Annotated in this window: 22 protein-coding genes and 1 riboswitch; of the genes, 18 read left to right on the forward strand and 4 right to left on the reverse strand. The window is 74.5% G+C overall.

The features are described from left to right. Window positions 1-66 precede the first annotated feature (66 nt). Entirely contained in the window at window positions 67-1,869 is a 1,803-nt protein-coding gene (locus PHK61_RS23175) for a TM0106 family RecB-like putative nuclease (RefSeq protein ID WP_274283382.1), read from the forward strand. 12 nt (window positions 1,870-1,881) lie between these two features. Here PHK61_RS23175 and PHK61_RS23180 read toward each other — a convergent pair whose 3' ends face one another. Further along, complete coding sequence (locus PHK61_RS23180; protein ID WP_274283383.1) at window positions 1,882-2,640, reverse strand: SDR family NAD(P)-dependent oxidoreductase; 759 nt, start codon at window positions 2,638-2,640, stop codon at window positions 1,882-1,884. A gap of 117 nt (window positions 2,641-2,757) precedes the next feature. Then, a complete protein-coding gene (locus tag PHK61_RS23185) occupies window positions 2,758-4,029 on the reverse strand; it encodes an SAM-dependent methyltransferase (protein ID WP_274283384.1) in 1,272 nt (423 codons plus the stop codon). 246 nt (window positions 4,030-4,275) lie between these two features. Between PHK61_RS23185 and PHK61_RS23190 the strand changes: the two genes are divergently transcribed. From PHK61_RS23190 to PHK61_RS23200, 3 genes are all read left to right on the forward strand, one after another. Beyond that, a complete protein-coding gene (locus PHK61_RS23190; RefSeq protein WP_274283385.1) occupies window positions 4,276-5,820 on the forward strand; it encodes a hypothetical protein in 1,545 nt (514 codons plus the stop codon). A 24-nt stretch (window positions 5,821-5,844) separates the two neighbouring features. Then, window positions 5,845-6,621, forward strand: coding sequence for a PIG-L family deacetylase (locus tag PHK61_RS23195; RefSeq protein ID WP_274283386.1), 777 nt, complete (start codon window positions 5,845-5,847; stop codon window positions 6,619-6,621). Between the two features lie 123 nt (window positions 6,622-6,744). Beyond that, window positions 6,745-8,274: a hypothetical protein gene (locus PHK61_RS23200; protein ID WP_274283387.1), complete on the forward strand. Its 1,530-nt coding sequence runs from the start codon at window positions 6,745-6,747 to the stop codon at window positions 8,272-8,274. A 6-nt stretch (window positions 8,275-8,280) separates the two neighbouring features. On the opposite strand, the gene PHK61_RS23205 is transcribed toward PHK61_RS23200, so the two are convergent. Further along, window positions 8,281-8,919 carry a response regulator transcription factor gene (locus PHK61_RS23205; protein ID WP_274283388.1) on the reverse strand — a complete coding sequence of 213 codons (639 nt, stop codon included), beginning with the start codon at window positions 8,917-8,919 and terminating at the stop codon, window positions 8,281-8,283. Between the two features lie 437 nt (window positions 8,920-9,356). Here PHK61_RS23205 and PHK61_RS23210 point away from each other — a divergent pair, with 437 nt between their 5' ends. From PHK61_RS23210 to PHK61_RS23240, 7 genes are all read left to right on the forward strand, one after another. Further along, window positions 9,357-10,739 carry a DUF1996 domain-containing protein gene (locus PHK61_RS23210; RefSeq protein ID WP_274283389.1) on the forward strand — a complete coding sequence of 461 codons (1,383 nt, stop codon included), beginning with the start codon at window positions 9,357-9,359 and terminating at the stop codon, window positions 10,737-10,739. Between the two features lie 100 nt (window positions 10,740-10,839). Then, window positions 10,840-10,984: riboswitch (TPP riboswitch) on the forward strand. Further along, on the forward strand, window positions 10,975-12,339 hold the full coding sequence (locus tag PHK61_RS23215) for a purine-cytosine permease family protein (RefSeq protein WP_274283390.1): 1,365 nt from the start codon (window positions 10,975-10,977) through the stop codon (window positions 12,337-12,339). (Overlaps the previous riboswitch by 10 nt.) A gap of 77 nt (window positions 12,340-12,416) precedes the next feature. Next, the gene (locus tag PHK61_RS23220; RefSeq protein WP_274283391.1) at window positions 12,417-13,910 is read left to right on the forward strand and encodes a GDSL-type esterase/lipase family protein; all 1,494 of its coding nucleotides are present in this window, start codon (window positions 12,417-12,419) and stop codon (window positions 13,908-13,910) included. A gap of 119 nt (window positions 13,911-14,029) precedes the next feature. Beyond that, a complete protein-coding gene (locus tag PHK61_RS23225; protein ID WP_274283392.1) occupies window positions 14,030-15,058 on the forward strand; it encodes an aldo/keto reductase in 1,029 nt (342 codons plus the stop codon). A 36-nt stretch (window positions 15,059-15,094) separates the two neighbouring features. After that, window positions 15,095-16,024 carry a hypothetical protein gene (locus PHK61_RS23230; RefSeq protein ID WP_274283393.1) on the forward strand — a complete coding sequence of 310 codons (930 nt, stop codon included), beginning with the start codon at window positions 15,095-15,097 and terminating at the stop codon, window positions 16,022-16,024. Continuing rightward, complete coding sequence (locus PHK61_RS23235; protein WP_274283394.1) at window positions 16,021-17,031, forward strand: hypothetical protein; 1,011 nt, start codon at window positions 16,021-16,023, stop codon at window positions 17,029-17,031. The genes PHK61_RS23230 and PHK61_RS23235 overlap by 4 nt, the downstream gene beginning before the upstream one ends. A 29-nt stretch (window positions 17,032-17,060) precedes the next feature. After that, window positions 17,061-17,540 (forward strand): nitroreductase family deazaflavin-dependent oxidoreductase, encoded by a 480-nt coding sequence (locus tag PHK61_RS23240; protein WP_274283395.1) that lies wholly within the window; start codon window positions 17,061-17,063, stop codon window positions 17,538-17,540. A gap of 12 nt (window positions 17,541-17,552) precedes the next feature. Here PHK61_RS23240 and PHK61_RS23245 read toward each other — a convergent pair whose 3' ends face one another. Then, window positions 17,553-18,794, reverse strand: coding sequence for an alpha-hydroxy acid oxidase (locus PHK61_RS23245; protein ID WP_274283396.1), 1,242 nt, complete (start codon window positions 18,792-18,794; stop codon window positions 17,553-17,555). A 230-nt stretch (window positions 18,795-19,024) separates the two neighbouring features. Here PHK61_RS23245 and PHK61_RS23250 point away from each other — a divergent pair, with 230 nt between their 5' ends. The 7 genes from PHK61_RS23250 to PHK61_RS23280 all read left to right on the forward strand — a co-directional run bounded on the left by PHK61_RS23250 (window position 19,025) and on the right by PHK61_RS23280 (window position 24,661). Beyond that, on the forward strand, window positions 19,025-19,630 hold the full coding sequence (locus PHK61_RS23250) for a hypothetical protein (RefSeq protein WP_274283397.1): 606 nt from the start codon (window positions 19,025-19,027) through the stop codon (window positions 19,628-19,630). Between the two features lie 188 nt (window positions 19,631-19,818). Continuing rightward, window positions 19,819-20,691, forward strand: a complete 873-nt coding sequence (locus PHK61_RS23255) for a methyltransferase domain-containing protein (RefSeq protein WP_274283398.1) — start codon at window positions 19,819-19,821, stop codon at window positions 20,689-20,691. A gap of 151 nt (window positions 20,692-20,842) precedes the next feature. After that, window positions 20,843-22,597 carry a PHA/PHB synthase family protein gene (locus tag PHK61_RS23260; protein ID WP_274283399.1) on the forward strand — a complete coding sequence of 585 codons (1,755 nt, stop codon included), beginning with the start codon at window positions 20,843-20,845 and terminating at the stop codon, window positions 22,595-22,597. 210 nt (window positions 22,598-22,807) lie between these two features. Beyond that, on the forward strand, window positions 22,808-22,996 hold the full coding sequence (locus tag PHK61_RS23265; protein ID WP_274283400.1) for a hypothetical protein: 189 nt from the start codon (window positions 22,808-22,810) through the stop codon (window positions 22,994-22,996). Between the two features lie 96 nt (window positions 22,997-23,092). Beyond that, complete coding sequence (locus tag PHK61_RS23270) at window positions 23,093-23,425, forward strand: hypothetical protein (RefSeq protein WP_274283401.1); 333 nt, start codon at window positions 23,093-23,095, stop codon at window positions 23,423-23,425. 7 nt (window positions 23,426-23,432) lie between these two features. Continuing rightward, window positions 23,433-23,831, forward strand: a complete 399-nt coding sequence (locus PHK61_RS23275) for a helix-turn-helix domain-containing protein (RefSeq protein WP_274283402.1) — start codon at window positions 23,433-23,435, stop codon at window positions 23,829-23,831. Further along, window positions 23,828-24,661, forward strand: a complete 834-nt coding sequence (locus PHK61_RS23280) for an alpha/beta fold hydrolase (protein ID WP_274283403.1) — start codon at window positions 23,828-23,830, stop codon at window positions 24,659-24,661. Before PHK61_RS23275 ends, PHK61_RS23280 begins: the two co-directional genes overlap by 4 nt. The last annotated feature ends 50 nt before the right edge of the window (window positions 24,662-24,711 follow it).

Raw genomic sequence — 24,711 nt, forward strand, 5'->3', positions numbered from 1 at the left:
CGCCGCGACGGCCCGGCCCGACGGCGTCGACCAGGGCTGTCGGGGTCCCGTGGGAAGCTCGGGGGCATGAGCACGACCACCGCGCACGGGGCGGGCGACGGCGCCGCGCCCGCCGTGCCGCCCGAGGGGGCGCCCGCCGGGTCGCCGTCCGGGGCGCCGCGGCCGGTCCTGCTCGACGCCGCCGCCACGACGCGCTGCCGCCGCCGGGTCCACCTCGAGCACGTGCCGGCCGAGGACCTCGGCCCCGGCGGCCCGCCCCCCGGCGACGACGCCGATCCGGGCGTCGCGATGCGCAAGGCGGACGCGGCGAACCACCGGGCGGCGCTGGCCGCCCGCTGGGCCGAGCTGCTGGGGTCGCGCTGGGTGTCCGTGCGCCCGGCGCCCACGGCCCGCGAGCGCGCCACCGCCGCGCGTGAGGTGCTCGCCGACGCCGTCGCGCTGCCCGACGTGGTGGGGGGCGTCGAGCTCCCGGCCGCCGAGGGCCGGCGCGGGCACGCGGAGGCGCTCGTGCGGGCGGTGCCCGGCGACGCGACCTCCGGGTGGTGGCCGCTGATCGTCGTGCGCCACCGCATCACCGACCCCGGCGAGGGCGCGCTCACCTCCCCGCTCGGGCAGCCCCACCCCGACGCGGCCGGCCCGGACGACACGCGGCGGGTGCGCACGGTGACGCGCGACGTCCTGCGCCTGGCCCACCTGCACCGCATGCTGCGCGCCGCCGGGCTCGCCCCGCCCGAGGAGCCCGGCGCGCCCGTGTGGGGCGGCATCGTCGGTCTCGACGCCGACGTCGTGGTGTGGGTCGACCTCGCGGCGTCGTCGGCGGGCGCCGGCGGGCGCAGCACGCTCGAGACCTACGACCGCCGGCACGCCGACCGGCTGGCCGTCGCCGAGGCCGCCCGGTCCCGCGCGCCGGCGCTCGCCGAGCCCTCGCGCATCACCGAGTGCCGGCGCTGCCCGTGGTGGTCGACGTGCGAGGCGGCGCTGCGCGCGGTCGACGACGTCAGCCTCGTCGTGCGGGGCGACGCCGCGCTGCGGCTGCGCGGACGCGGCGTCACCACGGTGCGCGAGCTCGCCGCGCTCGACCCGGCCGAAGGGCTCCCCGGCCCGCCCCCCGACCCCGAGGTGCCCGACGGCGGGTTCGAGGTGCCCGACCTCGTGGAGGCCGTCGCGCTCGCCCGGGCCTGGAGCCGCGACGTCCCGCTCGTGCGCCGCGTCGTGCGGCCCACCGTCGCCCGCGGCGACGTCGAGATCGACGTCGACATGGAGAGCCTCGGCGAGGACGGCGCCTACCTCTGGGGTGCGCTGCTCTCGGGCGCCGACATCGGGCTCGAGCCCGGCTACCGGGCCTTCGTCACCTGGGATCCGCTGCCCACCCGCGACGAGGGGCGCTCGTTCGGCGAGTTCTGGACGTGGCTGCGTGACGTGCGGGCCCGCTGCGCCGAGCGCGGGCTCGTCCTGCGGGCCTACTGCTACAACGAGCAGGCGGAGAACCGCTGGTTGCGCGGCTCGGTCGAGCGGTTCGCCGGCATGCCTGGCGTGCCGTCGGCCGAGGAGGTCGAGGAGTTCATCGCCTCCGACGCCTGGATCGACCTCTTCCCCGTGGTCAGCGAGTCGTTCCTCTGCCCGCACGGCAAGGGGCTCAAGCGGGTCGCGCCGTCGGCGGGGTTCGCCTGGCACGACCCGGAGGCCGGTGGCGAGAACTCCATGCGCTGGTACCGCGACGCGGTCGGGCTCGACGGCGGCGAGCCCGACCCGGCGCAGCGCGAGCGGCTGCTCGTCTACAACGCGGACGACGTCCGCGCCACGTGGACGCTGCGCACGTGGCTGACGTCCGAGCGGGTCCTGGACGTCCCGCTGCTCACGGAGCTCTGACGACCGGGCCGGCTAGCGAGGCTGCATGCGCAGGCCGCCGTCGAACCGGATGACCTCGCCGTTGAGGTAGTCGTGCTCGATGACCTGGGCGACCAGCTGGGCGTACTCGTCGGGGCGGCCCAGGCGCTGCGGGAACGGGATGCCCGCGGCGAGCTGCTCGCGGAACGACTCCTCGACACCGGCGAGCATCGGGGTGTCGATGATGCCCGGCGCGATCGTCATGACGCGGATGCCGTACTGGGCGAGGTCACGGGCGGCCGGGACGGTCATGCCGACGACACCGCCCTTGGAGGCCGCGTAGGCGACCTGGCCGATCTGGCCCTCGAACGCCGCGACCGAGGCGGTGTTGACCACCACGCCGCGCGCGCCGTCGGTGAGCGGCTCGGTCTGCGCGATCGCCTCGGACGCGAGGCGCATGACGTTGAAGGTGCCGATGAGGTTCACGCCGATGACCTGGTTGAACACCGCCAGGTCGTGCGGGCCCTTCTTCGACAGCACGCGACCGGCGGTGCCGATGCCCGCGCAGTTGACGACCACGCGCAGCGGCAGGCCGGTGGCCGTGGCCGCCTCGACCGCCGCCGCCACCTGGTCGCCGTCGGTGACGTCGGCGCCGACGTACTCGACGTTGTCCAGCTCCTCCGCGCCGTCGACGGCCGTCGGCAGGTCGATCGCGATGACGCGTGCGCCCTGCTTCGCCAGCCGGCGCACGGTGGCCCCACCGAGGCCGGAGGCCCCGCCGGTGACGATCGCGGCGACGTCGTTGGTGTCCATCTCTCTGCGGCGCTCCTTCGCGGGACGGTGACGACCGGGGTGTACCCGCGCGGAGGCTATCCCCGACACGCGCTGCCGGTCAGCCCTGACTGTTCGTGAACGCCGCCACGTCTGCGCTCAGGGACGGGCGATCCCCAGCTGGTAGTCGTCGAGGTAGCGCGACGCGAACCCGGCCTCGGAGTAGGCCAGGTAGAAGTCCCACATCCGCACGAAGGTCTCGTCGAAGCCGAGCGCGCGCACCTCGTCCCCGTGGGCGAGGAAGCTCGCGCGCCACCGGTGCAGCGTCTCGGCGTAGTCGAGCCCGATCGAGCGGCGTTCGTCCACCCGCATCGTCGTGTACCGGGCGAGGGTCTCGTCGACGGCCTCCAGGCTCGGGATGAGCCCGCCGGGGAACACGTACTTGTGGATCCAGGTGTACGACGCCTTGGTCGCCTCGAGCCGGTGGTGCGGCATGGTGATCGACTGCAGGCCGAAGCGCCCGCCCGGGACGAGCAGCCGGTCGACGGTGCGGAAGTACTCCGGCCAGAAGCGCTCGCCGACGGCCTCGATCATCTCGATGCTGATGACGGCGTCGTAGGAGCCGGTGGCCTCGCGGTAGTCGCGGACGTCGATGGTGATGCGGTCGGAGACCCCGGCGCGCTCCGCGCGAGCGCGGGCGAGCTCGGCCTGCTCCACCGACAGCGTCAGGGTGGTGACCCGCGCGCCGCGCCGGGCCGCCCGGATGGCCGCCTCGCCCCACCCGGTACCGATCTCGAGCACGTGCTGTCCCGGCCGCACCCCGGCGAGGTCGAGGATGCCGTCGATCTTGCGGTGCTGGGCGTCGACGAGCGGCTCCGCCGGGCGCCGCGGGTCGAACCAGGCGGCCGAGTACACCATCGACTCGTCGAGGAACAGCGCGAACAGGTCGTTCGACAGGTCGTAGTGCCGGTGCACGTTCTCCTGCGAGACCTCCGCGTCCGCGGCGACCTCCTCGCGCGGCTGCCCGCGGTCGTAGAGACGGCGCAGGTTGCGCAGCGGGCGGGGGACCAGCTCCTCGATGTGGTCGACCATGACGCGCAGGACGCCGACGAGGTCGGGGGAGTCCCAGTCGCCGACCATCCAGCCCTCGCCGAACCCGATGAGGCCCTGGCGACCCAGCCGCGTGAAGAAGGCCTCGGGGCGGATCAGGCGCAGTGCGGGCCCCGCGGTGTCGCCCTCGACCGACCCGTCGGGCCACACGAGGTGCATCGGCAGGCGCGTGACCGCCGAGCGCACCAGGCCGCGGGCCACCGTCATGCGCAGCCGGTTCTCGCCCGGATCCTGCAGGCCCGGCCAGACACCTTCCGCGGGACGCGGGAGGACGCGTCCGCACCCGGCGGTGGAGACGGTGGTGCGCGAGGTCGGAGACACGGTGACGTCCTCTCGTCCGCGGCCGGAGGTCTCGACCGCTGTGCTGCGTCGGCGACGCCCTCGTGCGTCGCGTTCGCCGCCACCTTCGTGATCGGGCCCCGGGGTGTTCGCTCCTTTTCGCCGAGATCACGCGCGCCGTCGCCCAGGTGACGATCACTCACGGACCGCTGTCGTGCGTTACCGTGCGAAACCTGCGCAGGTCGGACGGTTGCCCTGCCTCATCGGCGGGCTGCGGAGGAAGGTGCGATGGGCGTCCCGGAGCAGCTGCGTCGGCTCGACGAGGACCTGGCCACCGGCCGGGTGGACGCCGAGTCCTACCGGCGGCGTCGCGACGAGATCCTCGCCTCGCGGCTCCCGGAGCCCCCGCCGCCGGCCGTTCGGGACGACCTCGACGACAGCGAGCTCGACGCCGCCGACCACGAGCTCGGCCTCGACGACGGGCTCGCCGAGGGCTACGCGACGCGGCGGCCGGGCACGGGAGCGCCGGAGGTCGCGCGCGGCAACGGGCGCCCCTCGTCGACCCCGCCCGTGACCCCGCCGGCTGACCCGCCCGCTGCCCCGACCGGCCGGCCGCCGTCCCGTCCGCCCGAGCGTCCGTCGTCGCCACCGCGCGGCGGTCCACCGGTCGACCGGCGTCCGCCACCGTCCCCGCCGCTCCCGCCACCCCCGATGCCCCCGACGCCCCCGACGCCCCCGCTGCCTCCGCCAGGACGACCCACCGGGCCGATGGGGGAGCGGACGCCGACGGGCTCACCGGCGACCCTCCCGGCGGCGGGGTCGGTGGAGAGCGCCCTCGCGCCTGACGCGGCCCCCGACGCCACCCCGGACGCCATCCCGGACGCCACCCCGGACGACGCGGGAGGTGAGACCCCGGCGGCCCCGCCGGCCGAGTCCGTCGCCGAACCGGACGCCGACCGGGACCCCGTGACGCCCGCCGCCGGGGTCGAGGACGACCGCCCCGACGGCGCCACCCGGTGGACACCCCTGCCGGAGCGCCCCGCCCGGGTCAAGCCGGCGGACGCGACCCCGAGCACGGAGGACGCGGACGCCACCGGGGCCGCGACACCGCCGGCGGAGCCCGTCGACCCCGTCGACGCCGCCGACCCCGTCGACGCCGCCGACCCCGCCGACCTCGCCGCCGACCCCGAGGTCCCCGACGACGGCCGACCCCGCGGCATCCCCGTGCCCGCGACCGCCGCCGAGGCGCCGCCGCTGCCCGAGACGCGCCCGTCGGCGCCGACCCTGCGGCCGCCCCCGCCGCCCGCGGACGAGGAGGACGAGCCACGCACCGACGAGCGCCCCCTGCCCGCGGACCCCTTCCCGCCGCCGTTCCGGTGGTCGGCGCAGGACGCCGACGCCGAGGCGTCCCCGGACACGACGCAGGTCGTGCGCGGCGCCCCGGGCCCGGCCGCCGACCGCACCCAGGTCGTGGCGCGGGAGGAGCCGGCACCGGAGGCGACCCAGGTGGTGCCCCGTAGGTCGGGACCCCCGCACGCGCCGCGCACGACGGGGTCGTGGCCGAGCGGTCCGGCGCGCCCCGGCCCACCCCCGCCGCCGGAGCGGACCCAGTTCGTGCCCGGCGCGGTCCCGGCGCGCGCGGCGGGCGGCGGCGTCGCGCGCCCGGAGGACACGGCCCCGCCGTGGGCGAGCGCGGCCGCGCGGTCGGAGGGGCTGCCGGGTCGCGAGCTGTTCGCCCGCGGGCCGGGCCCGCGCGCCGGCGTCATCCTCGGCACGGTGGCGCTGCTGCTGCTCGTCGCGATCGTGCTGGTGGCGTCGATCGCGCTCGCGTAGGAGCCGCTCACTAGGCTCTGGGGCGTGGCGACCATGGTCAGCTTCCACGCACACCCCGACGACGAGTGCATCAGCTGCGGCGGGGTCATGCGCGCCGCCGCCGACGCCGGTCACCGCGTGGTGCTGGTCGTCGCGACCCGCGGCGAGCACGGCGAGATCGTGCCCGGCGTGCTCGCCGACGGCGAGACGCTGGCCGAGCGCCGGGTCGAGGAGACCCACGAGTCCGCGAAGGTGCTCGGCGCGGCCCGGGTCGAGTTCCTCGGCTACGTCGATTCCGGGATGGTCGACACCGACACCAACGGCGCCGCCGGGTCGTTCTGGTCCGCCGACGTCGAGGAGGCCGCCGAGCGCCTGGCGGCGATCCTGCGGGAGGAGGACGCGGAGGTCCTCACCTGCTACGACCGCATCGGTGGCTACGGGCACCCCGACCACATCCAGGTCCACCGGGTGGGACGCCGGGCCGGCGAGCTGGCCGGCACGCCGCGGGTCTACGAGGCCACCAGCAACCGCGACGAGTTCCGCCGCATGGCCGAGATGGCGCGCGAGGCCGGCGAGGAGATGCCCGACCTCGACCCGGAGTCGTTCGGCTCGCCCGAGTCCGAGCTGACGACCCGCGTCGACGTCACGCCGTGGCTGGAGGCCAAGCGCGCGGCGATGCGGGCGCACCGCAGCCAGATCCCGGACGACTCCTTCTTCCTGGCGCTGCCCCACGACCGGTTCGCGCTGGCCTTCGGCACCGAGTGGTTCATCCGTGTCGGCGGCGACCCCGCCCACCGCGAGGACACGCTCTTCCCCACGTAGCGCCCGGCCCCGGCTACGGGCGCGACCCCCGCGCCGTGGTGATATGGACGTCGACACCTGACCCTCGGGAGCGGAGCCGGCGGATGCCGAACGAGATCGTCGTCGAGCCGGGGACGGCCTGAGGTGGCCACCGGCCTCGACCCGGCGACCCGCTCGGACCACGACGTCCCGACCGTCGACGACACCCCGCCGCGCCGGACGCTCCCGCGCCCGTCGCCGCCGACCCTGCTGATCGCGGCCGTCGGCGCGCTGATGGGCGGGCTGCTGTTCCTCGTGGCGTACCGCGGGATGCCCGACGACTCCTACATCACGCTGGACTACGCGCGGAACGTCGCCGAGCTCGGGCACTGGGGCCTCACGCCGTTCCGCGACGCCAACTCGGCCACGTCGCCGCTGAACGTGTGGCTCCTCGCCGCCGGCATCGTCGTCACCGGGCGTCCGGCGGTCTCGGCCGGTCTCGTCCTCGTCCTCACCACCACCGCCATGGCGGTCTGGGCGGCGGGCCTGGCCGGGCAGCTGGGCCTGCGCCGCCCGGTGGTCGCGTTCCTCACCGTGGGCCTGATCGTCACCTCGCCGATCTTCGCCGCGGTGGTCGGCATGGAGTCGTTCCTGGTGGCGGCCCTGCTGGTCGCCGTCGCGCGCTACGCGGCCGCCCACAGGCCGGTGGCGACGGGGATCGTCACGGGGCTCGGGGTGCTCACCCGCCCCGACCTCGTGCTGCCCGCGGTCGTCCTCGTCGCGGTGCTGTTCCTCGCCGCGGCCCCGCGCGCGGTGCGCGGTGCGCTGGTGGCCGTCGGTGTCGGCGCGCTGGTCACGCTGCCCTGGCACGTGTGGTCGTGGTTCGCGCTCGGCAGCTTCGTGCCCGACAGCCTCATCATCAAGACGAGCGGCGCCTTCCCCGGCGGCGAGGTCTTCGGCAACGGGCCGCTGTTCATGGCGGAACGCTGGCCGATGGCGATGCTCGTCGTGGGCGTGGTCGTCGGGGTGGGCCTGGTGTCCGTCGCCGTCTCGGCCGCGCGGTGGGTCCGGGGGCAGGGGCGGCTGCTCGACCGCGTCGTGGTCGCGGCCGGCCTCGCGGGCGCGGTGCACTACGCGGCCTACGCGGCGATGGGCGTCTCGTCCTACATCTGGTACTACTGCCCGTCGTTGGCGCTGCTGACGCTGTGCGCCGCGCTCGGTGCGGCCGACCTGAGCCGGCAGCGCACCACCGCGGTCGTCACCGGGCTGGCGCTCGTGGCGGGGGTGAGCATCGGCCACCAGACCGCGCTCGGGATCCCCTGGCCGCACCCGGCGGTGTTCGGCAACTGGGCCAGCGCCGCCGACTACATCAACGCGGGCTCCGGGCTCGGCGCGGCCGTGCCGGCGGACCAGAGCATCCTCGCACCCGGTGAGATCGGGACCATCGCCTTCGCGTGCCGCTGCGACATCGTCGACCAGTTCAGCGACCGGGCGCGCCTGATGTCCATCGTCGACTCGCGTCTCGCCACGGCGGGCCCGCTCGAGGGGCTCCTGCTGCGCGTGAACTTCCTGCACGCCGAGCGCCGGGCCGTCGAGCCGCCCGACCGGGTGCTGACCTACGAGACCGGCACGGGTCCCGGCTGGCCGACCTACGTCATCGGCCGCGGCGCCGGGCACCTCTTCCTGGAGCCGTAGGCGGGATCAGCCCTCGAGGATGTAGCCGCGACCGCGCACGGTGCGGATGCGCTCCGCGCCGAGCTTGCGGCGCAGGTAGCCGATGTAGACCTCGACGATGTTCGAGGTCGGCGGGCCACCCCAGACGCGGGTGACCAGCTGCTCCTGGGACATCGCCTGCCCGCGCGGGTGGCGGATGAGCGCGTCGACCACCGCGTACTCGGTGCGCGACAGGCTCACCGGCTTGTTCTCGACGAACACCTGCTCGAGGGCGGTGTCGACGGCCACCTCGCCGCGGCGCAGGAACAGCTGCGCGGTGGGGCGGTCGTCGCCGAGGCGCAGCCGCAGGCGCGCCAGCAGCTCCTCCATGGGGAAGGGCGTGACCAGGTAGTCGTCCTGCGTCGCGCGCAGGGTCGACACGGTGCGGTCGCGCGCCTCCGGGCTGGTCAGCGCGATGATCGGGGTGCGGGGGCTGTCGCGGTGGAGGTCCGCGAGCACCTCCACCGGCCGCAGGCCCGGCATCTCCACGTCCAGCACGACGGCGCGCGCGCCGCTGGCCCGGGCGGTGGCCCCGACGCTCCAGCTCTCGCGCAGCAGCTGCGGTTCGAAGCCGTGCGACCGCAACGTCCCGACCAGGACGCTCGTTGTGCGATGGGAAGGGGCCACGCACAGCACGCGGCCCCGCTCCGCGCCCGCATAACGATCAGGTCTCATCGCGGTCCAGCTTGGACCGCGGCGCGTCCGAGTTCAATCGACGAGCGGCGAGCGGAGACGTGATGCTCGTCCGCCGCGCCGACCTGAGAGCGTGGTGGGGCGAGCGGCCCACTGACTCATCCGTTCGGCCGCATCAGACTGCCGGTCGTCGTGCCGAGCGGTCCTGCGAGCGGCGTCCGGACCTGAGATCTCTCAGATAAGCGGTCGCCGGACGGCCGTGTCCCTACCGTGACCTTCCGTCGGAGCCCGGGCGGCGACGCTCCCCCTTTGTCCTCTGCCGCCGTCCAGGCTCCGCCGACAACCCCACGCAGGTCACCCGTGCCCTCGGCGTCGACTCCCCGGACGAGCTCCCCCGTCCCGGCGCCACGGGCACCGTCAGGAGGTTCCCCGTGCCCCGACGCGGACGACATCGCACAACACTCCCGAAGCGGCTGCTCGCGATCGTCGCGGCGCTGCTCATCACCGGCGGCGTGGTCACGGTCGCCGGTTCCGCCTTCGCGGACTCGGACTCCGAGTCGGGGTCGGACTCGGGCTTCCTCAGCTCCTTGACCGGCTCGTCGGACGAGGAGTCCGGTGACGACTCCGGGGCCTCCGGCGACGGGGACGGGGACGGGTCCGGCCAGGAGGGCTCGGACGACGACGGCTCCGGTTCCGGCGACGACCAGGGCGACCAGGGCCAGGGCGACGAGGGTGACCAGGACGGCGACCAGGGCCAGGACGGTCAGGACGGCCAGGACCAGGGTGACCAGCAGCGCCGTGGCGAGAACAACGGGATGAACGAGGACGTCGGCGAGATCGACGCCGACAACGAGGGCGCCCAGGTCGAGGCCGCCGAGGCGGCGGACCCCTTCCCGGGCCGTGACGAGGCCGCCAACGCCGACGCCGGCGACTACGTCGACATCAACGACGTCGAGGTCAACAACAACATCGGCGAGGGCGGCGTGTTCAACGACGCGCAGGGCTCCTACCGCGTCGACTGCGGTGTCAGCGACCACAACAACTCCGACAACTACATGGCCGCGCCGGGCAAGCGGAACGGTGCCCAGCACGTCCACGACTACGTCGGCAACCAGACCACCGACGCGAACTCCGACGACGACCCCCTGCAGGAGGCGGCCGACGCGGGCCAGACCTCCTGCGTCAACGGGGACGGCTCGGCCTTCTTCTGGCCGGTCCTGCGTGACATCAACGGCCAGAGCCCCGACGAGGGCGAGGACGGCGGCAGCCTCGACGGCAACGTCGGCTCGATCCTTAAGCCGGCCTCGGCCGACCTGACGTTCCACGGGCACGGCGACCGGGAGATCACCGCCATGCCGAGCCACCTCATGATGATCATGGGGAACGCCAAGCAGGGTGCGCAGGACGGCAAGAACGTCAACGCCAAGTACACCTGCTCCGGGCAGGGCAACGAGAACCGGATCACCGAGCAGTACCCGATCTGCGGTCCGGGTGAGCAGCTCACCCGCATCCTCGACTACCCGAGCTGCTGGGACGGCGAGAACCTGGAGTCCAAGGACTTCCGCTCGCACATCTTCTTCCCGGACGCCCAGGGCAACTGCGAGGAGGACCAGGAGCCCATCCCGGCCCTGCGCATCACCCTGAAGTACGACCAGCCCGAGGGTCGCACGTTCCAGATCGACAGCTTCCCGAACGAGCAGCACGACCCGCGGACCGACCACTCCGACTTCCACAACATCGCCAGCCAGGCGTCGAACGACGCGGGGGCGGAGTGCATCAACAACAACGAGGACTGCGCCAACCTGACGCAGTAGTCCGCTCCTGAGCACGACCCACGAGGGCCGTCCCCGTGATCCGAGGATCACGGGGGCGGCCCCTCGTGTTCGTCTCGCGTACGGTCGTCGGCGGGCGTCGACCGACGCCCACGGGAGTCCGGAGCCACCGGGCTGAGAGGGGACCTGGCCGCACTGCGCCCATTTCTGGGGGCGAACGGCAGCGGTCCCGACCGTCGGAACCTGATCCGGATCATGCCGGCGCAGGGAGGCTGCTGTGAGCACGTCCGCGTCCGCCCCGACCTCTGCCCCGGAGGTCGCCCCCACTCTCGACGGCCCGGTGCCGAAGACCCTCGGCTTCCTCGACCAGGGCGCGTTCTGGGCCAACCTCGGCGTGAGCCTGCTGGGCTTCGCGGGCGTCCTCGCCGTCCTCGCGCCCGCGGGCGCCCCGTCGCTGACCGTCACCGCGGCCGTCGTCGCGACCGTCGTCGGCACGGTGATCGGCAGCGCCATGGTCGGTCTGTCGGCGATGCCCGGCGCCGCCACCGGCGCGCCCGCGATGGTGCTGCTGCGCGGTCTGTTCGGTGGCGTCCTGTCGTGGATCCCGTCGGTGCTCAACGTCGTCCAGCTCATCGGCTGGGGCACGTTCGAGCTCGTCGTCATCGCCCAGGCCGGCACGCTCGCACTCGGCGGCCCGACGTGGGTGTGGGTGCTCGGGGCGGGGGTCGTCACCACCCTGCTCACGCTGCGCCCGCTCGGCATGCTGCGGCTGCTGCGCCGCGTGGTGACGGTCCTCGTCGCGATCTCCGTCGCGTACCTCGCGTGGTGGCTGTTCAGCCGGCCTGAGCTCGACCTCGGCGCCGGCGGGGGCTCCTGGGCGGGGTTCTGGGCGGGTACGGACGCGGCGATCGCCGTCGCGGTGTCCTGGATCCCCGTCGCCTCGGACTTCTCGCGCCACTCGCGGCGCGTCTCGACCGCCTTCACCGCGGCCACCGTCGGCTACGGCATCACCCAGATCGTCTGCTTCGTCGTCGGTCTGGCCGCCCTCGCCCTCGTGGCGGGCGACGGCGACGCGGTGTTCGCCCCGATGCTCGCGGCGCCGCTCGGGCTCGTGGCGCTGCTGGTGCTGACCGCCCGCGAGACCGACCAGTCGTTCGCGAACGTGTACTCGACGGCGGTCTCGGTGCAGAACCTCGCGCCGCGCGCCGACCGCCGCGTGCTCTGCCTGGCCATCGGCTCGCTGATCACCGTGCTCGCGCTCGGCGTCACCATCGACGACTACGCGGTCTTCCTCGCCGTGATCGGGTCGGTGTTCGTGCCGCTGCTCGGCGTCGGCGTCGGGGACGCGCTCGTGCGGCGCGGGGGCGCGCCGGACCTCTCCCGCTGGGCACCGTCCCGCCCGCTCATGGTCGTCGCCTGGGTGATCGGCCTCGCCGTCTACCAGCTCGTCAACCCCGGCGGGGCGCCCGTCTGGTCGGACGCCTGGAGCGCGCTGCGCGACGCGATCGGGTTCACACCGCCGTCGTGGCTCTCGGCGTCGCTGCTGTCGTTCGTCGTGGCCACCGCGGTCGCCGCCGTCCTCGCGCGGCTCGAACGGCGCACGACGACGTCGACGACGGACGCGTCCACCACGGACGGGTGACGGCGACGGGGTCGGTCCGGTAGGGCTGGAGGGCGACAGGTCCGGGAGTCCGGGGGAGCCGACCAGCGAGGAGGGCCGTGGGCCGCCGTGTGCGCGGGATCCGGCGCGAGCTGCGCTCGCCGGTGACGCTGCTGCTGGTCGCCGCCTGCGTCGTGTCCGGGGTGTGGGCCGCGCTGGTGCTCACACCCGACCAGGACGTCGAGGCGTTCGGGCAGCAGATCAGCGTCGGCGTCCAGCCGCCCGCCGCGACGGTGTCCGGACCGCCGCGGATCGTCCAGATCGGCAACACCAGCCTGGACGTGCCCGACGTGACGATCTACGGGCCGATCCGTCCGCAGCTCTCGATCGGCCCGGTCACCCGCAACGAGACCGCCGGCTCGGCGCTCGCCTCGCTGGCCGACGGCGACAGCCCGACCGAGGCGCTCTCGGCGATCGTGGCGGGCTTCGAGCGGTGGTTCGGCACGGCGACCCTGATCCTCGTCGCGGTGGTGCTCGGCGTCTGCGGGCTCGTCGGCTCGCTGCGGGTCCTCGCCACGCTGCGCTCCACCGCGCGCCGTTCCGGGGCCGGCGCCCGCCCGGCGGTGATCGCGCGTCGGCTCTCCCGCACGCTCACGCTCTCGACGATCACCGCGCTCGCCGTGTCCCTCGTCGTCTGGGGTGCCTGCGGTCTCCTGGCCGTGGCCGGCGCGCAGGAGCTGCGCAGCGCGCGGTCGCTCACCGACCTCACCGGCGCCCACCACGTGACCCCGTCACCGGTGGGCCCGACGGTGTCCGGCGTGCGGGGCGTCGTCGTCGGGGACTCGCGGGTGGCCCGGCTCGGCGGCACCCCGGCGCCGGGCGCCTCGCCCGAGGACGTCGCCTGCGCCCGCAGCACCGACTCCCTCGCCCGCCAGCTCGGCGCCGCGATCGGCGACGACGTGCTCAACCTCGCCTGCTCGGGCGCGCGGATCACCGCCGGGCTGCGCGCGCCCCAGCAGACCGGCGGCGTCGCGGTCCCGCCGCAGATCGGGCGGCTCAAGCAGGTCGAGGACCCGGCGTTCGTCGTCGTCGCGGTCGGCCCCAACGACCTCAACTGGACCGACCTCATCGGCTACTGCTACGCGGTCGCCGACTGCGCGGACAACTTCACCGCCGGCGAGTTCGGCTACCGGCTGGCGGCCTTCGACCGCGACTACGCCGACCTGCTCGCCGATCTCGCGACACTGCCCTCGCGGCCGCGCGTCGTCGTCGTGACCAGCTACGACGTGCTGCGCCCGGACGCGCGGTGCTCGACGGTGCGGGGCCCGGTGCAGTACCCGGGGCTGACGCCCGAGGAGATCCAGCTGCTCGCCGACCGCAACGCCGAGCTCAACGGGGTGCTCACCGCCGGCGCCGCGCGCTACGGCTTCGACGTCGTCGCCCCGCCCCTGACGCCGCTGTGCGAGCCGTCGCCCGACGGGCTGGGTCCGGACCTGCAGTCCCTCGACGACCGGTACCCGTTCCACCCGACCGGCGTCGGCGAGCTGCGGCTCGCGATTCCCGTCGTCGACCGGATCGGGCTGCCCCCGGCGGCAGCACCACCGCCCGGCTGAGCGCCCGGTTGCCCCAACGGCCACGTCCACTCGGGGTAACCGCGCTGATCCGTGCTTCGACGACGCCCCGGATGGCTATCCCGCAGCCCCCGACACCGTCGTGAAGGAGCACCCCGCTCGTGAAGATGCGGACGTTGGGGCGGACCGGCATCAAGGTCAGCCCCTACTGCCTGGGCGCGATGATGTTCGGCGCCTGGGGCAACACCGACCACGACGACTCGATCCGGATCATCCACCGGGCGCTCGACGCCGGGATCAACGTCGTCGACACCGCCGACGTGTACGCCCAGGGCGAGTCCGAGGAGATCGTCGGCAAGGCGTTGGCGGGCCGCCGTGACGACGTCGTCCTCGCCACCAAGGCGCACGCCCCGATGGGCGAGGACCCCAACCACCGCGGCAACTCGCGCCGCTGGCTCGTCGCGGAGGTCGAGAACTCGCTGCGCCGGCTGCAGACCGACCACCTCGACCTCTACCAGATCCACCGCCCCGACCCCGAGACCGACGTCGAGGAGACGCTCTCCGCGCTCACCGATCTCGTGCGCAGCGGCAAGGTCCGCGCGATCGGGTCGTCGACCTTCCCGGCGTCCGAGATCGTCGAGGCCCAGTGGGTCGCCGAGCGCCGGGGCCTCCAGCGCTTCCGCACCGAGCAGCCGCCGTACTCGATCCTCAACCGCGGCATCGAGCGCGAGGTGCTGCCGGTCTGCCGGCGCTACGGCATGGGGACGCTGGTCTGGAGCCCGCTCGCGATGGGGATGCTCACCGGCCGGATCCGCAAGGGTCACGAGGCCGGGACGCAGCGCGCGCAGCGCAGCCCCGGCCGGTTCACCGACGAGCGCAAGCTCGACGCCGTCGAGGAGCTGATCCCGCTCGCCGAGAAGGCGGGGCTGTCGATGGTGCACATGGCGATGGCGTTCGCCGTGTCCCACCCGGCCGTCACCTCGGCGATCATCGGGCCGCGCACGATGGAGCAGCTCGAGGACGTGCTCGCCGGCGCCGAGGTGACCCTCGACGACGAGGTCCTCGACCGCATCGACGAGATCGTGCCGCCCGGGGTGGACGCGAACCCCGGAGACGTTTCCTACGAGCCGCCCGCCATCGGCGAGGTGGCCCAGCGACGCCGACCGTCGGAGGAGCGCTCGGCGGCATAGGTCCGGTCCTGCAGGTCCCACGAAGGGAGTCCGGCGATGGGCAGTGTCGCCGTCGTGATCGTGATCGTTGTGGTGGTGCTGGCCCTTGCCGGCGTCGCCGCACTCGTGCTGGCGCGAAGGCGCCGGCAACAGGCACTGGCCGACGAATTCGGCCCCGAGTACGAGCGTCGCGTCTCCGAGACCGGCGACCGCAAGGAGGCCGAGAAGGAGCTGCGGGAGCGCAAGAAGCGTCACGACCAGCACCAGTTGCGGCCGCTGCAGCCCGACGAGCGCCAGCGCTTCCACGCCGATTGGCAGGAGGTGCAGCGCGGGTTCGTCGACGACCCGGGGGGTGCCGTCGAGCACGCCGACGCCCTGCTCGTGACGATCATGCGTGCCCGCGGCTACCCCGTCGAGGGGGGCGACCGCCGGACCGAGGACCTCTCCGTCGCCCAGCCCCACCTCGTCGAGGACTACCGCGAGGCGCAGCGCGTCGTGACCGCCCACCGCCAGGGCACCGCGACCACCGAGGACCTGCGCGGTGCGTTCACCGCCTTCCGCACCCTCGTCGAGGCCATGCTCGACGACGGGGGTGACGGCCGCGGCGGTGATGGCCGCGGTGACGGTGGCGGGCGCGGTGACGGGCGCCCCGACGGACGCGGCGACGGGTACGGCCCCGCCGGCGCGACCGAGCGGATCCCGGGCCCCGGCGGGGGTGGACCGGGCCCGCAGGCCGGGCACCCGCAGGCCGGGCACCCGCAGGCCGGGCACCCGCAGGCCGGCACGGAGCGGATCCAGCCCTCGCCGGCGGGACCGCCCGGGCAGGGCGCTCCCGCGGGTCCGCCGCCAGGGCAGGGCGCTCCCGCGGGCGGTCCGCCGCCCGGGCGGGGCGCCCCGGCGGGCGGTCCGCCCCCCGCACCAGGCAGGCAACCGTCGGCGCCACCCGCGTCCGGCGGTCCCGACGGACACCAGGAGCGCCGCGCATGAGCCACCCCGAGCAGAGCCGCCCGGCAGGACACCCCGACGAGCAGCGTGCGGGCCACGAGCGGCCGGGCGGGTACGACGAGGACCCCCTCCAGAGCGCCGGCCCCGCGGGGCCGGCGTACGACGCGGAGTACGGCGGCCAGCAGGCCGGCCAGTACGGCGGCCAGTATGGCGGCCAGTACGGCGGCCCCCAGGGCGGTCAGTACGACGCGCAGTACGACGACCGGTCCGGCGGGCCGTACGGGCAGCAGGCCGGGGGCGGGTACGCCGAGCAGCTCGGCCAGCCCGGCCAGCACCTGGGCCAGTCCGGCCAGACCGGGCAGCACCTCGGCCAGACCGGTCAGCCGGGACAGCCGCAGGCCGGTGGCGGGTACGCCGAGCAGCTCGGCCAGCCCGGCCAGCCCGGGCAGCCGCAGGCCGGTGGCGGGTACGCCGACCAGCTCGGCCAGCCCGGCCAGCACCTGGGCCAGTCCGGGCAGCCGCAGGCCGACGGCGGGTACACCGACCAGCTCGGCCAGCCCGGCCCGCAGGCGGGCCAGCACGCCGGGCAGGTCCCGGGCGACCAGGCCCACGGCACGGGACCGGGTGATCCCGGCGCGTACCCCGGCCCGCCCGACCACGCCCGCGGTGCCCCCGGCGAGCCGTCCGGGCACGACCACGACCGCTGGGGCGCCCAGGGCAACGGCGGGGGCCCGGCCGGGGGTGTCGGGGGTGCCGGCGGTGACGACCGGTACGACGGCGACGGTGGCTCGACGATCATCGATCCGCAGCGGGCCCAGCACTGGCGTTCCCAGTGGGAGGACGTCCGGATGATGTTCGTCGACCAGCCGCGGGACGCGGTGGCGCGGGCCGACGGCTTGGTCGGCGAGGTGCTCGACGAGCTCGCCCGCACGTTCACCGAGCAGCGCAGCTCGCTCGACCCGAACGCCGTCGGCGACCCCTCCACCGAGGAGCTGCGCCGCGCGGTGCAGCGCTACCGGGAGTTCTTCGACCGGCTGCTCACGCTGTAGCCGGCGGCGGTCGGCACTACCGTGCGCGCGTGGTCTCCACCAGCGCCTTCGGCAGTGCCCTCGACCGTCTCGCCCCCGTCGTCGGTGCGGTGACCAGGGCGCACATCGCGCTCTACCGCCGCACCGGCGGCCGGGTCGGGCACACCGCCCCGGGGTTGCCGACGATGCTGCTGCTCGACCACGTCGGCGCCCGCAGCGGCGTCCCGCGCACCACCCCGCTGCTCTACTTCACCCACCCCGACGCCCCGGACGCCCTCGTGATCGTCGCGTCGTACGGCGGGCACCCGCGCCATCCGGCGTGGTTCCACAACCTGCGCGCGCACCCCGACACCACGGTCCAGGTGCGCGACGAGGTGCGCCCGGTGCACGCCCGCGTCGCGGACGACGCCGAGCGCGACCGCCTGTGGCCCGCGGCGATCGCGACGTACCGGCCGTACGCCGGCTACCAGCGCCGCGCCGACGAGGTCGGGCGCACCATCCCGTTCGTCGTCCTCGAGCGACGGCGGTAGCCACCCCGGCCGCTATCCCAGCCGCACGTGGTCCGGGGTGAGGTCCTTGACCGACGACACCCCGAGCAGCGCCATCGTCCGGCGGATCTCGGCGGTGAGGATCGTCGCGAGGCGCTCGACGCCGCGCTCACCGCCGGCCATGAGCGCGTAGAGGTACGCCCGGCCGACCAGGCAGCCCGAGGCGCCGAGCGCGACGGCGGCGACGATGTCGGCGCCCGACATGATCCCCGTGTCGAGCAGGACCTCCGCCTCGCCGCCGACCTCGGCCACCACCGACGGCAGCGTCTCCAGGGGCACGGGCGCGCGGTCGAGCTGCCGCCCGCCGTGGTTCGAGACGATCACCGCGTCGGCGCCGGCGTCGACCACCCGCCGCGCGTCCTGCGCCGTCTGCACGCCCTTCACCACGAGCGGTCCGTTCCACGTGGATCGGAGCCAGGCGAGGTCGTCGAGGTTCAGCGCCGGGTCGAACATCGTGTCGATGAGCTCGGCGACCGTGCCCTCCCACGACGTCAGGGCCGCGAACTCCAGCGGGTCCGTGGTGAGCACGTTGAGCCACCAGTGCGGGTGGCGCGCCATGTCGACCAGCGTCCGCGCGGTGAGGGCCGGCGGGATGGTCAGACCGTTGTAGGCGTCGCGCAGGCGGGCCCCGCCGACCGGGGTGTCCACGGTCAGCATGATCGCCTCGTTGCCGGCCTCCGCCGCCCGGCGCACGACCTCCTCGCTCGCGGCCCGGTCGCGCCAGAGGTAGAGCTGGAACCAGCGCCGGGTGTCCGGGGCGGCCGCGGCGAGGTCCGCCGGTGACGTGGTGCCCATCGTCGAGAGGGTGTGCGGCACCCCGAGGCGGCCGGCCACGCGGGCCACGGCCACTTCGCCCTCGTGGTGCATCATCCGCGTGAAGCCGGTCGGCGCGAACGCGAAGGGGTAGGACGACGGGCCGCCCAGCAGGGTCGTGCTCGTGTCGATCGCGGAGACGTCCCGCAGCACCGAGGGCCGGAACTCCAGCGACGCGAACGCGTCGCGGGCCCGGCGCAGCGAGAGCTCGGCCTCGGCGGCGCCGTCGGTGTAGTCGAACACCGCCCGCGGGGTGCGGCGCCGCGCGATCTCCCGCAGGTCGCCGACGGTGTGGGCGCGCGCGAGCCGGCGGCGCGTCGGGTCCGGGTCGGGGCGCGCGAGCCGCAGCAGCGGGCGCAGCTCCGACGGGCGCGGCAGCCGGCGCGCCGTGCGGCCTGGGGGCGGTTTCGGCGGGGTCGTCATCGCCCGGCTCCTCCTCGTGACGGCGTGCTCGGGTCGAACGGGGCCAGTTGCTCACCGAACGGGGCCGGACGCGGAACGTCAAGGGACCCCGGGCCCGGCGAGCCCGCAGGGACCTCGGACGGACTCGGCAAGGACTCCCTTGGTGGCGGGGAGGGTCCACCCGCGGCGAGGTCCGGTGCGGTACAACCGTTCCGAAGCGCCGGCACCGGCGGTCGGGAGAGGACGAGGTCGTGAGCTACCCGGAGCGCTCGTGGAACGACGGCGATGTCGAGGTCCTCGGCCGACGACTCTGGGCCGGCGGGGTGGCCACGGCCGTGGTCGCCGCGGGCATCGCCATCGTCGGCGTGCTGATCATCTCCAACGTCTTCGACCTGGGCATCCAGACCGCGCAGCGCAGCGGTGCCCTGGTCGACAACGCCCTGACGATCATCCCCGTCTGCGCGGTCATCGCCGCGCTCGCGGGCACCGCGCTGCTGCACCTGCTGCTGCTGACGACACCCCGCCCGGCGACCTTCTTCTCGGCGATCGTGCTGCTGGTGCTCGTGGTGCTGGTGCTGCAGGTCTTCCTCGCCGCGGGCGGCGTGGTCGACCACATCGCCACGGCGGTGCTCTACACGGCGATCGGGCTCGCGATCATCTCGATGCTCTCGGGGGTCTCGCGCACGGCGGTCCGCCCGGCGGCCCAGGGCGGCTGGGGCGGACGCCAGTACGACGGCCGTTACGACCAGCGCTACGGCACCTACGAACGCCCCCACGACGACCCATACGCCCAGCCGGACCAGCGGACCACGCGCTACGACCCGCGCGGGCCCCAGGGCGGCGGTCGCTGGCAGTGACGAACGTGGTGTGATCGCTCACGCCCCGCTGCGTGACGTTGATTCTATTGACGCCCCCTTGCCTTGACCCCTCCTCCGGGCGCTGACGACCATCGACTCCGCGTGATGCTCCACGCGGGCCGTCCTGCTGCCCGTGTCCAGCTTCCGTCGTCCTCCCCGCGGGGGGCGACACCGGGGAGGAGAGGTCGATGGCACCCACGACCGTCAACAGCGCCGGCAACGGCACCGATCGTCCGCACGAGGTCCTCCACCGGGCCCCGTCGCCGGCGGGCGGACCGGCGGCCCCGGCCCGGCCCGCCGACCTCGAGGCGGCCCGCGCGTCCCTGCGCCTGGCCCTGCCCGAGCCGAGCAGCAAGTACAGCCAGGACGACGAGTTCTGCGTCGTCGCCGAGCCCGACGGCTCGTGGCACGAGTACCGCTTCCACGACTACGACCGCATCTTCGGCGTCCCCGGGCTCTACGAGAAGATCTTCTACGACGTGCTCGGCTGCGACTCGCCGCGCTTCATGGTGGGGCTGCTGAGCGAGGCGATGGCGGCGGCGGGCGAGCAGGCCTCCGCGCTGCGCGTGCTCGACCTCGGTGCCGGCAACGGGATCATGGCCGAGGAGCTCGCGGCGGTCGGCGTCGAGTACGCCGTCGGCGTCGACATCCTCACCGAGGCCCGTGACGCGGCCCTGCGCGACCGCCCCGGCCTCTACGCCGACTACCAGGTCGCGGACCTGACCAGGCTGTCCGCGGCGCAGCGCGACGTGCTGTCCGGGCACGAGCTCAACGCGCTGACCGTGGTCGCGGCGCTGGGCTTCGGCGACATCCCGCCGCAGGCGTTCCGTACCGCCTACGACCACGTGGCGCAGGACGGCTGGGTCGTCCTGACGATCAAGGACGCGTTCCTCGAGGCCACCGACACCTCCGGGTTCGGCGGGATGATCGGCGAGTCGATCCGGTCGGGCGCCCTCGAGGTCGTGCGCCGCGAGCGCTTCCAGCACCGGCTCGCCACCGACAGCAGCCCGCTGCTCTACGAGGGCATCGTCGCGCGCAAGCGCGGCCCGCTCGCGGGCTGAGGCCGGGGAGACCGACCCTGCGGTACCCGGCCCTGTGACGCGGGTCTTTGACTCGTCGGTAACCGTGTGACCCATGTCCCAGCGGGGCACACTCCCCTCGGGGCGTGTCGGCGCGGCACGTCCGGAGTCGACGTGGAGGTAGGTCGCCGACATGACCGTGGAGCAGCACCGCTCGCAGCCGCCGATGAACATGAACGGCGTGGGCGTCGATCTCGCCCGCTCCCTCGAGTCGATCGTGCCGGCCGAGGTGCTGGCCGAGGTCGACCCGGCCCTGTGGGGGCGCACGGTCGTGCAGGTCGCCCAGGGCCTCGCGACGCACCCCGCCGACGTGGGGCGCGTCGTGGCGAGCCACGCGGCGCTGGCCGCGCGCATCGGGACGGCCACCGTGGCGCGGGTGTTCGGCTCGTCGGCGGACGGTCCGGTGCCGATCGAGAAGGACGGCCGCTTCAAGGACCCGACGTGGGAGGAGAACCCGGCGTACTGGGGGCTGCGCCAGCAGTACGTCGCACTGGTGGCCACGCTGCACGACCTCGTCGACGCCGCGGGCCTCGACGAGAGCTCCCGGGAGCGGGCGCTGCTGCTCGCCGACGTGCTGGGCAGCGTGCTCTCGCCCACCAACCTGCTGCCCGGTAACCCGGCGGCGCTCAAGCGCGCGTTCGAGACGGGCGGCGCGAGCGTGGTGTCGGGGTTCCGGCAGATGCTCGACGACCTCGCGACCAACCAGGGCCGCCCGCAGCAGGTCGACCGCACCAACCTGCGCGTCGGCCAGGAGCTCGCGGCGACGCCGGGCAAGGTCGTCTACTGCAACCGCCTCATGGAGCTGATCCAGTTCGAGGCGCAGACCGACGAGGTCCACGAGATCCCGATCCTCGTGAGCCCGCCGTGGATCAACAAGTACTACGTCATGGACCTCGCGCCCGGACGCAGCTTCCTCGAGTGGGCCGTGCAGCACGGGCACACGGTGTTCGTCATCAGCTACCGCGACCCCGACGAGTCGATGGCCGACACGGGCCTGGACGACTACCTGGAGCTGGGTGACCTCGCGGCGCTCGACGTCGTCCAGGAGATCACCGGCGCCGAGAAGGTGAACCTCGTCGGGCTGTGCCTCGGCGGGCTGATGGCGACGATCACGCTCGCGATGCTGCACGCCAGGGGCCAGGGCGACCGCGTCAACTCGCTGACCCTGCAGAACACGCTGCTCGACTACAGCGACCCCGGGCCGGTCGCGAGCTTCGTCGACCCGGAGATCGTCGAGCGGCTCGAGCGCAAGATGGCGAAGACCGGCTACCTGCCCTCGGAGTCGATGGCGGGCACGTTCGACCTGCTGCGCGCCAACGATCTGATCTTCAACTACGTGGGGCCGAACTGGCTGGAGGGCAAGGCGCCGCCGGCGTTCGACATCCTCGCCTGGAACGCGGACTCCACGCGGATGCCGGCGAAGATGCACGCGTTCTACCTGCGGCACTTCTACCTGCAGAACGAGCTCGCGCGCGGCGAGCTCGAGCTGCTCGGCGAGCACCTGTCGCTCAAGTCGATCACGAACGACACGTTCATCGTCGCGGCAGTGAACGACCACATCGCGCCGTGGAAGACCTCGTTCGTCTCCACGGGCCTGCTCGGCGGCGACGTCACGTTCACGCTGTCCAACGGCGGGCACATCGCCGGGGTCGTGAACCCGCCCGGCAAGAAGGCCAAGCACTGGATCGGCACCGTCGGCGGCACCTCCGCGCCGGACGCGGACACCTGGCTGCAGCGGGCCGAGGAGGTTGCCGCCTCGTGGTGGGAGCCGTGGCGCGACTGGATCGCCGAGCGCGGCGGCGGGATGCGCACGCCGCCGCCGGTCGGGTCGGAGGCCCACCCGCCGCTCGGGGACGCGCCGGGCTCGTACGTCCTCGGGACGAGCTGAGCCTTCCGGGTGGCGGGCGAGGGGCAGGTGGATGAACCGCGCCTCGCGGCTGTTGCCGGGGGCGAACGCCGGGTAACGGCACGGGTCCATCGGTCGACGAACGGTTGACGGGCGCTCCGGCGCTCGTCACCGTGTTGCAGGGAGCGCATCGACACGGCGTCTTCTGCAACCCGTCCGCCCGCTGCCTTCACCACGCGAGGGTGTTGCCCGATGAACCGCCACGCCTCCGTCGCCCTGCGCCGCAAGGTCGACGACGCCGTCGGTCCCGCGTACGACCCGGTGTTCCTGCGCCTGGACCTGCTCCTCGCCAGCCGCGAGGCGCGCTGCCCGTGCGCGGCGTGCGCCTCGCACGTCGCCGCGCGCCTCGACCGGCTGGTGTCCTGCCTCCCGGCGGAGTGAACATCCGTCGTGTGACCGGTGCCATGGCGCCGCCGCGCGGCCCCGGGCTTGCTTGGTAAACTGAGCGCTGTCACCGACGACGCGGAGGATCCACGCATGGCCACCCCCACCGCCGACCCGAACCTCGACCAGGTCCGCGAGCGGGCCGTCGACATGGTCGCCCAGGTCCAGGAGGCCGGGCTCCGGTTCGCGGGCTCCCTCGCCGAGTCCTGGACCGCGGCGCTGCAGAACGTGCCGGGCGCTGGCGCCGTCAGCGGGAGCGCCGCCTCGACGGGCCTGCCGCGCACGCCCGGCGAGGCCGTCGACCGCTTCTACGACACGGGCGTCCAGATCCTCGAGGCGCAGCGCAACGTCGCCCACCAAGTGATCGACGCGGTCGCGCCGGCGCTCCCGACGTCGGTCTTCGCGGCGACGTCGCGACGCCGCTAGCACCGTCGTGGCCGGCCCGGGCGGGGCGTGGGAGGACCACCGCCGCGCCCTGGGCGGGTTCATCCGCAGCCAGCGCCAGCTCGCGCGTCTCTCGCTGCGGCAGCTGTCCGCCCTGAGCAACATCTCCAACCCGTACCTGAGCCAGATCGAACGAGGGCTGCACGAGCCGTCGGTCCGCGTGCTGCACGCGATCGCGGAGGCCCTCGACATCTCGGCCGAGAGCCTGCTGCTGCAGGCCGGCCTGGTGCGCGAACACGCCGGGGGCACCCCGGCGGAGGCCGCGGGGTCGGGCGAGGCGTCCACCGAACGGGCGATCCGCGCCGACCCCCGGCTCTCCGACGCGCAGAAGGAGGCCCTCATCTCCGTGTACCGGAGCTACACCGCAGGCATGGGAGCGACGTCGTGAGCGCGCTCCCCGTGGACCCCGATCCCGCCCCTGCACCCCGCCCCGAGTGGGTCGGCGACGTCGCCGTCGCGGGGTACCGCCTGCACGTCGCCCACCGGCCGGGGGTACCCGGCCGCACGCCGCTCGTGCTGATCAACGGGATCGGCGCCAGCGTCGAGTTCCTCGACCCGCTCGTGGCCGCGCTCGACCCGGACCGCCCCGTCGTGCGCTTCGACGTGCCCGGGATCGGCGGCTCGCCCCTGCCGGTGGTCCCGTTGCCCATGGTCGGGCTCGCGGGGCTGCTCTCCGGCCTGCTCGACGGGCTCGGGTACGCCCGCGCCGACGTGCTCGGCCTGTCGTGGGGCGGCGGGATCGCCCAGCAGTTCGCGCTGCAGCACCCGGACCGGACCGGCCGGCTCGCCCTCGTCAGCACCGGGACCGGCGCGATGATGGTCCCGGCGCGGTTCACCGTGCTCGCGAAGATGCTCACCCCGCGGCGCTACAACGACCGGCGCTACCGGCACGACGCCGGCGCGGAGATCTACGTGGGCGAGGACCAGGCCGCGGTCGACGAGGTGTTCGGCCGCGCCCGGCCGGTCGCGTTCCGGGGCTACCTGTACCAGCTGATGGCTCTGATGACGTGGACCAGTCTGCCGGTGCTGCCGTTCATCGGCGCGCCGACGCTGGTGCTCGCCGGTCGCCGCGACCCGGTCATCCCGGTGGTCAACGCCCACCTCATGGGCACGCTGATCCCGCGCGCCACGGTGCACCTGCACCAGGGCGGCCACGTCGGGATCCTGACGCGCCCGGAGGAACTGGGGCCGGTGCTCGAGGACTTCCTGGACAGCTGACGGGCGCATCCTTCCGCCGGAATTGAACGACTGCCAATAGAGTCGGCGCA

Origin of the sequence: Actinomycetospora lutea (assembly GCF_028737205.1) — a bacterium.
GTDB classification, from domain to species: Bacteria; Actinomycetota; Actinomycetes; order Mycobacteriales; family Pseudonocardiaceae; genus Actinomycetospora; species Actinomycetospora lutea.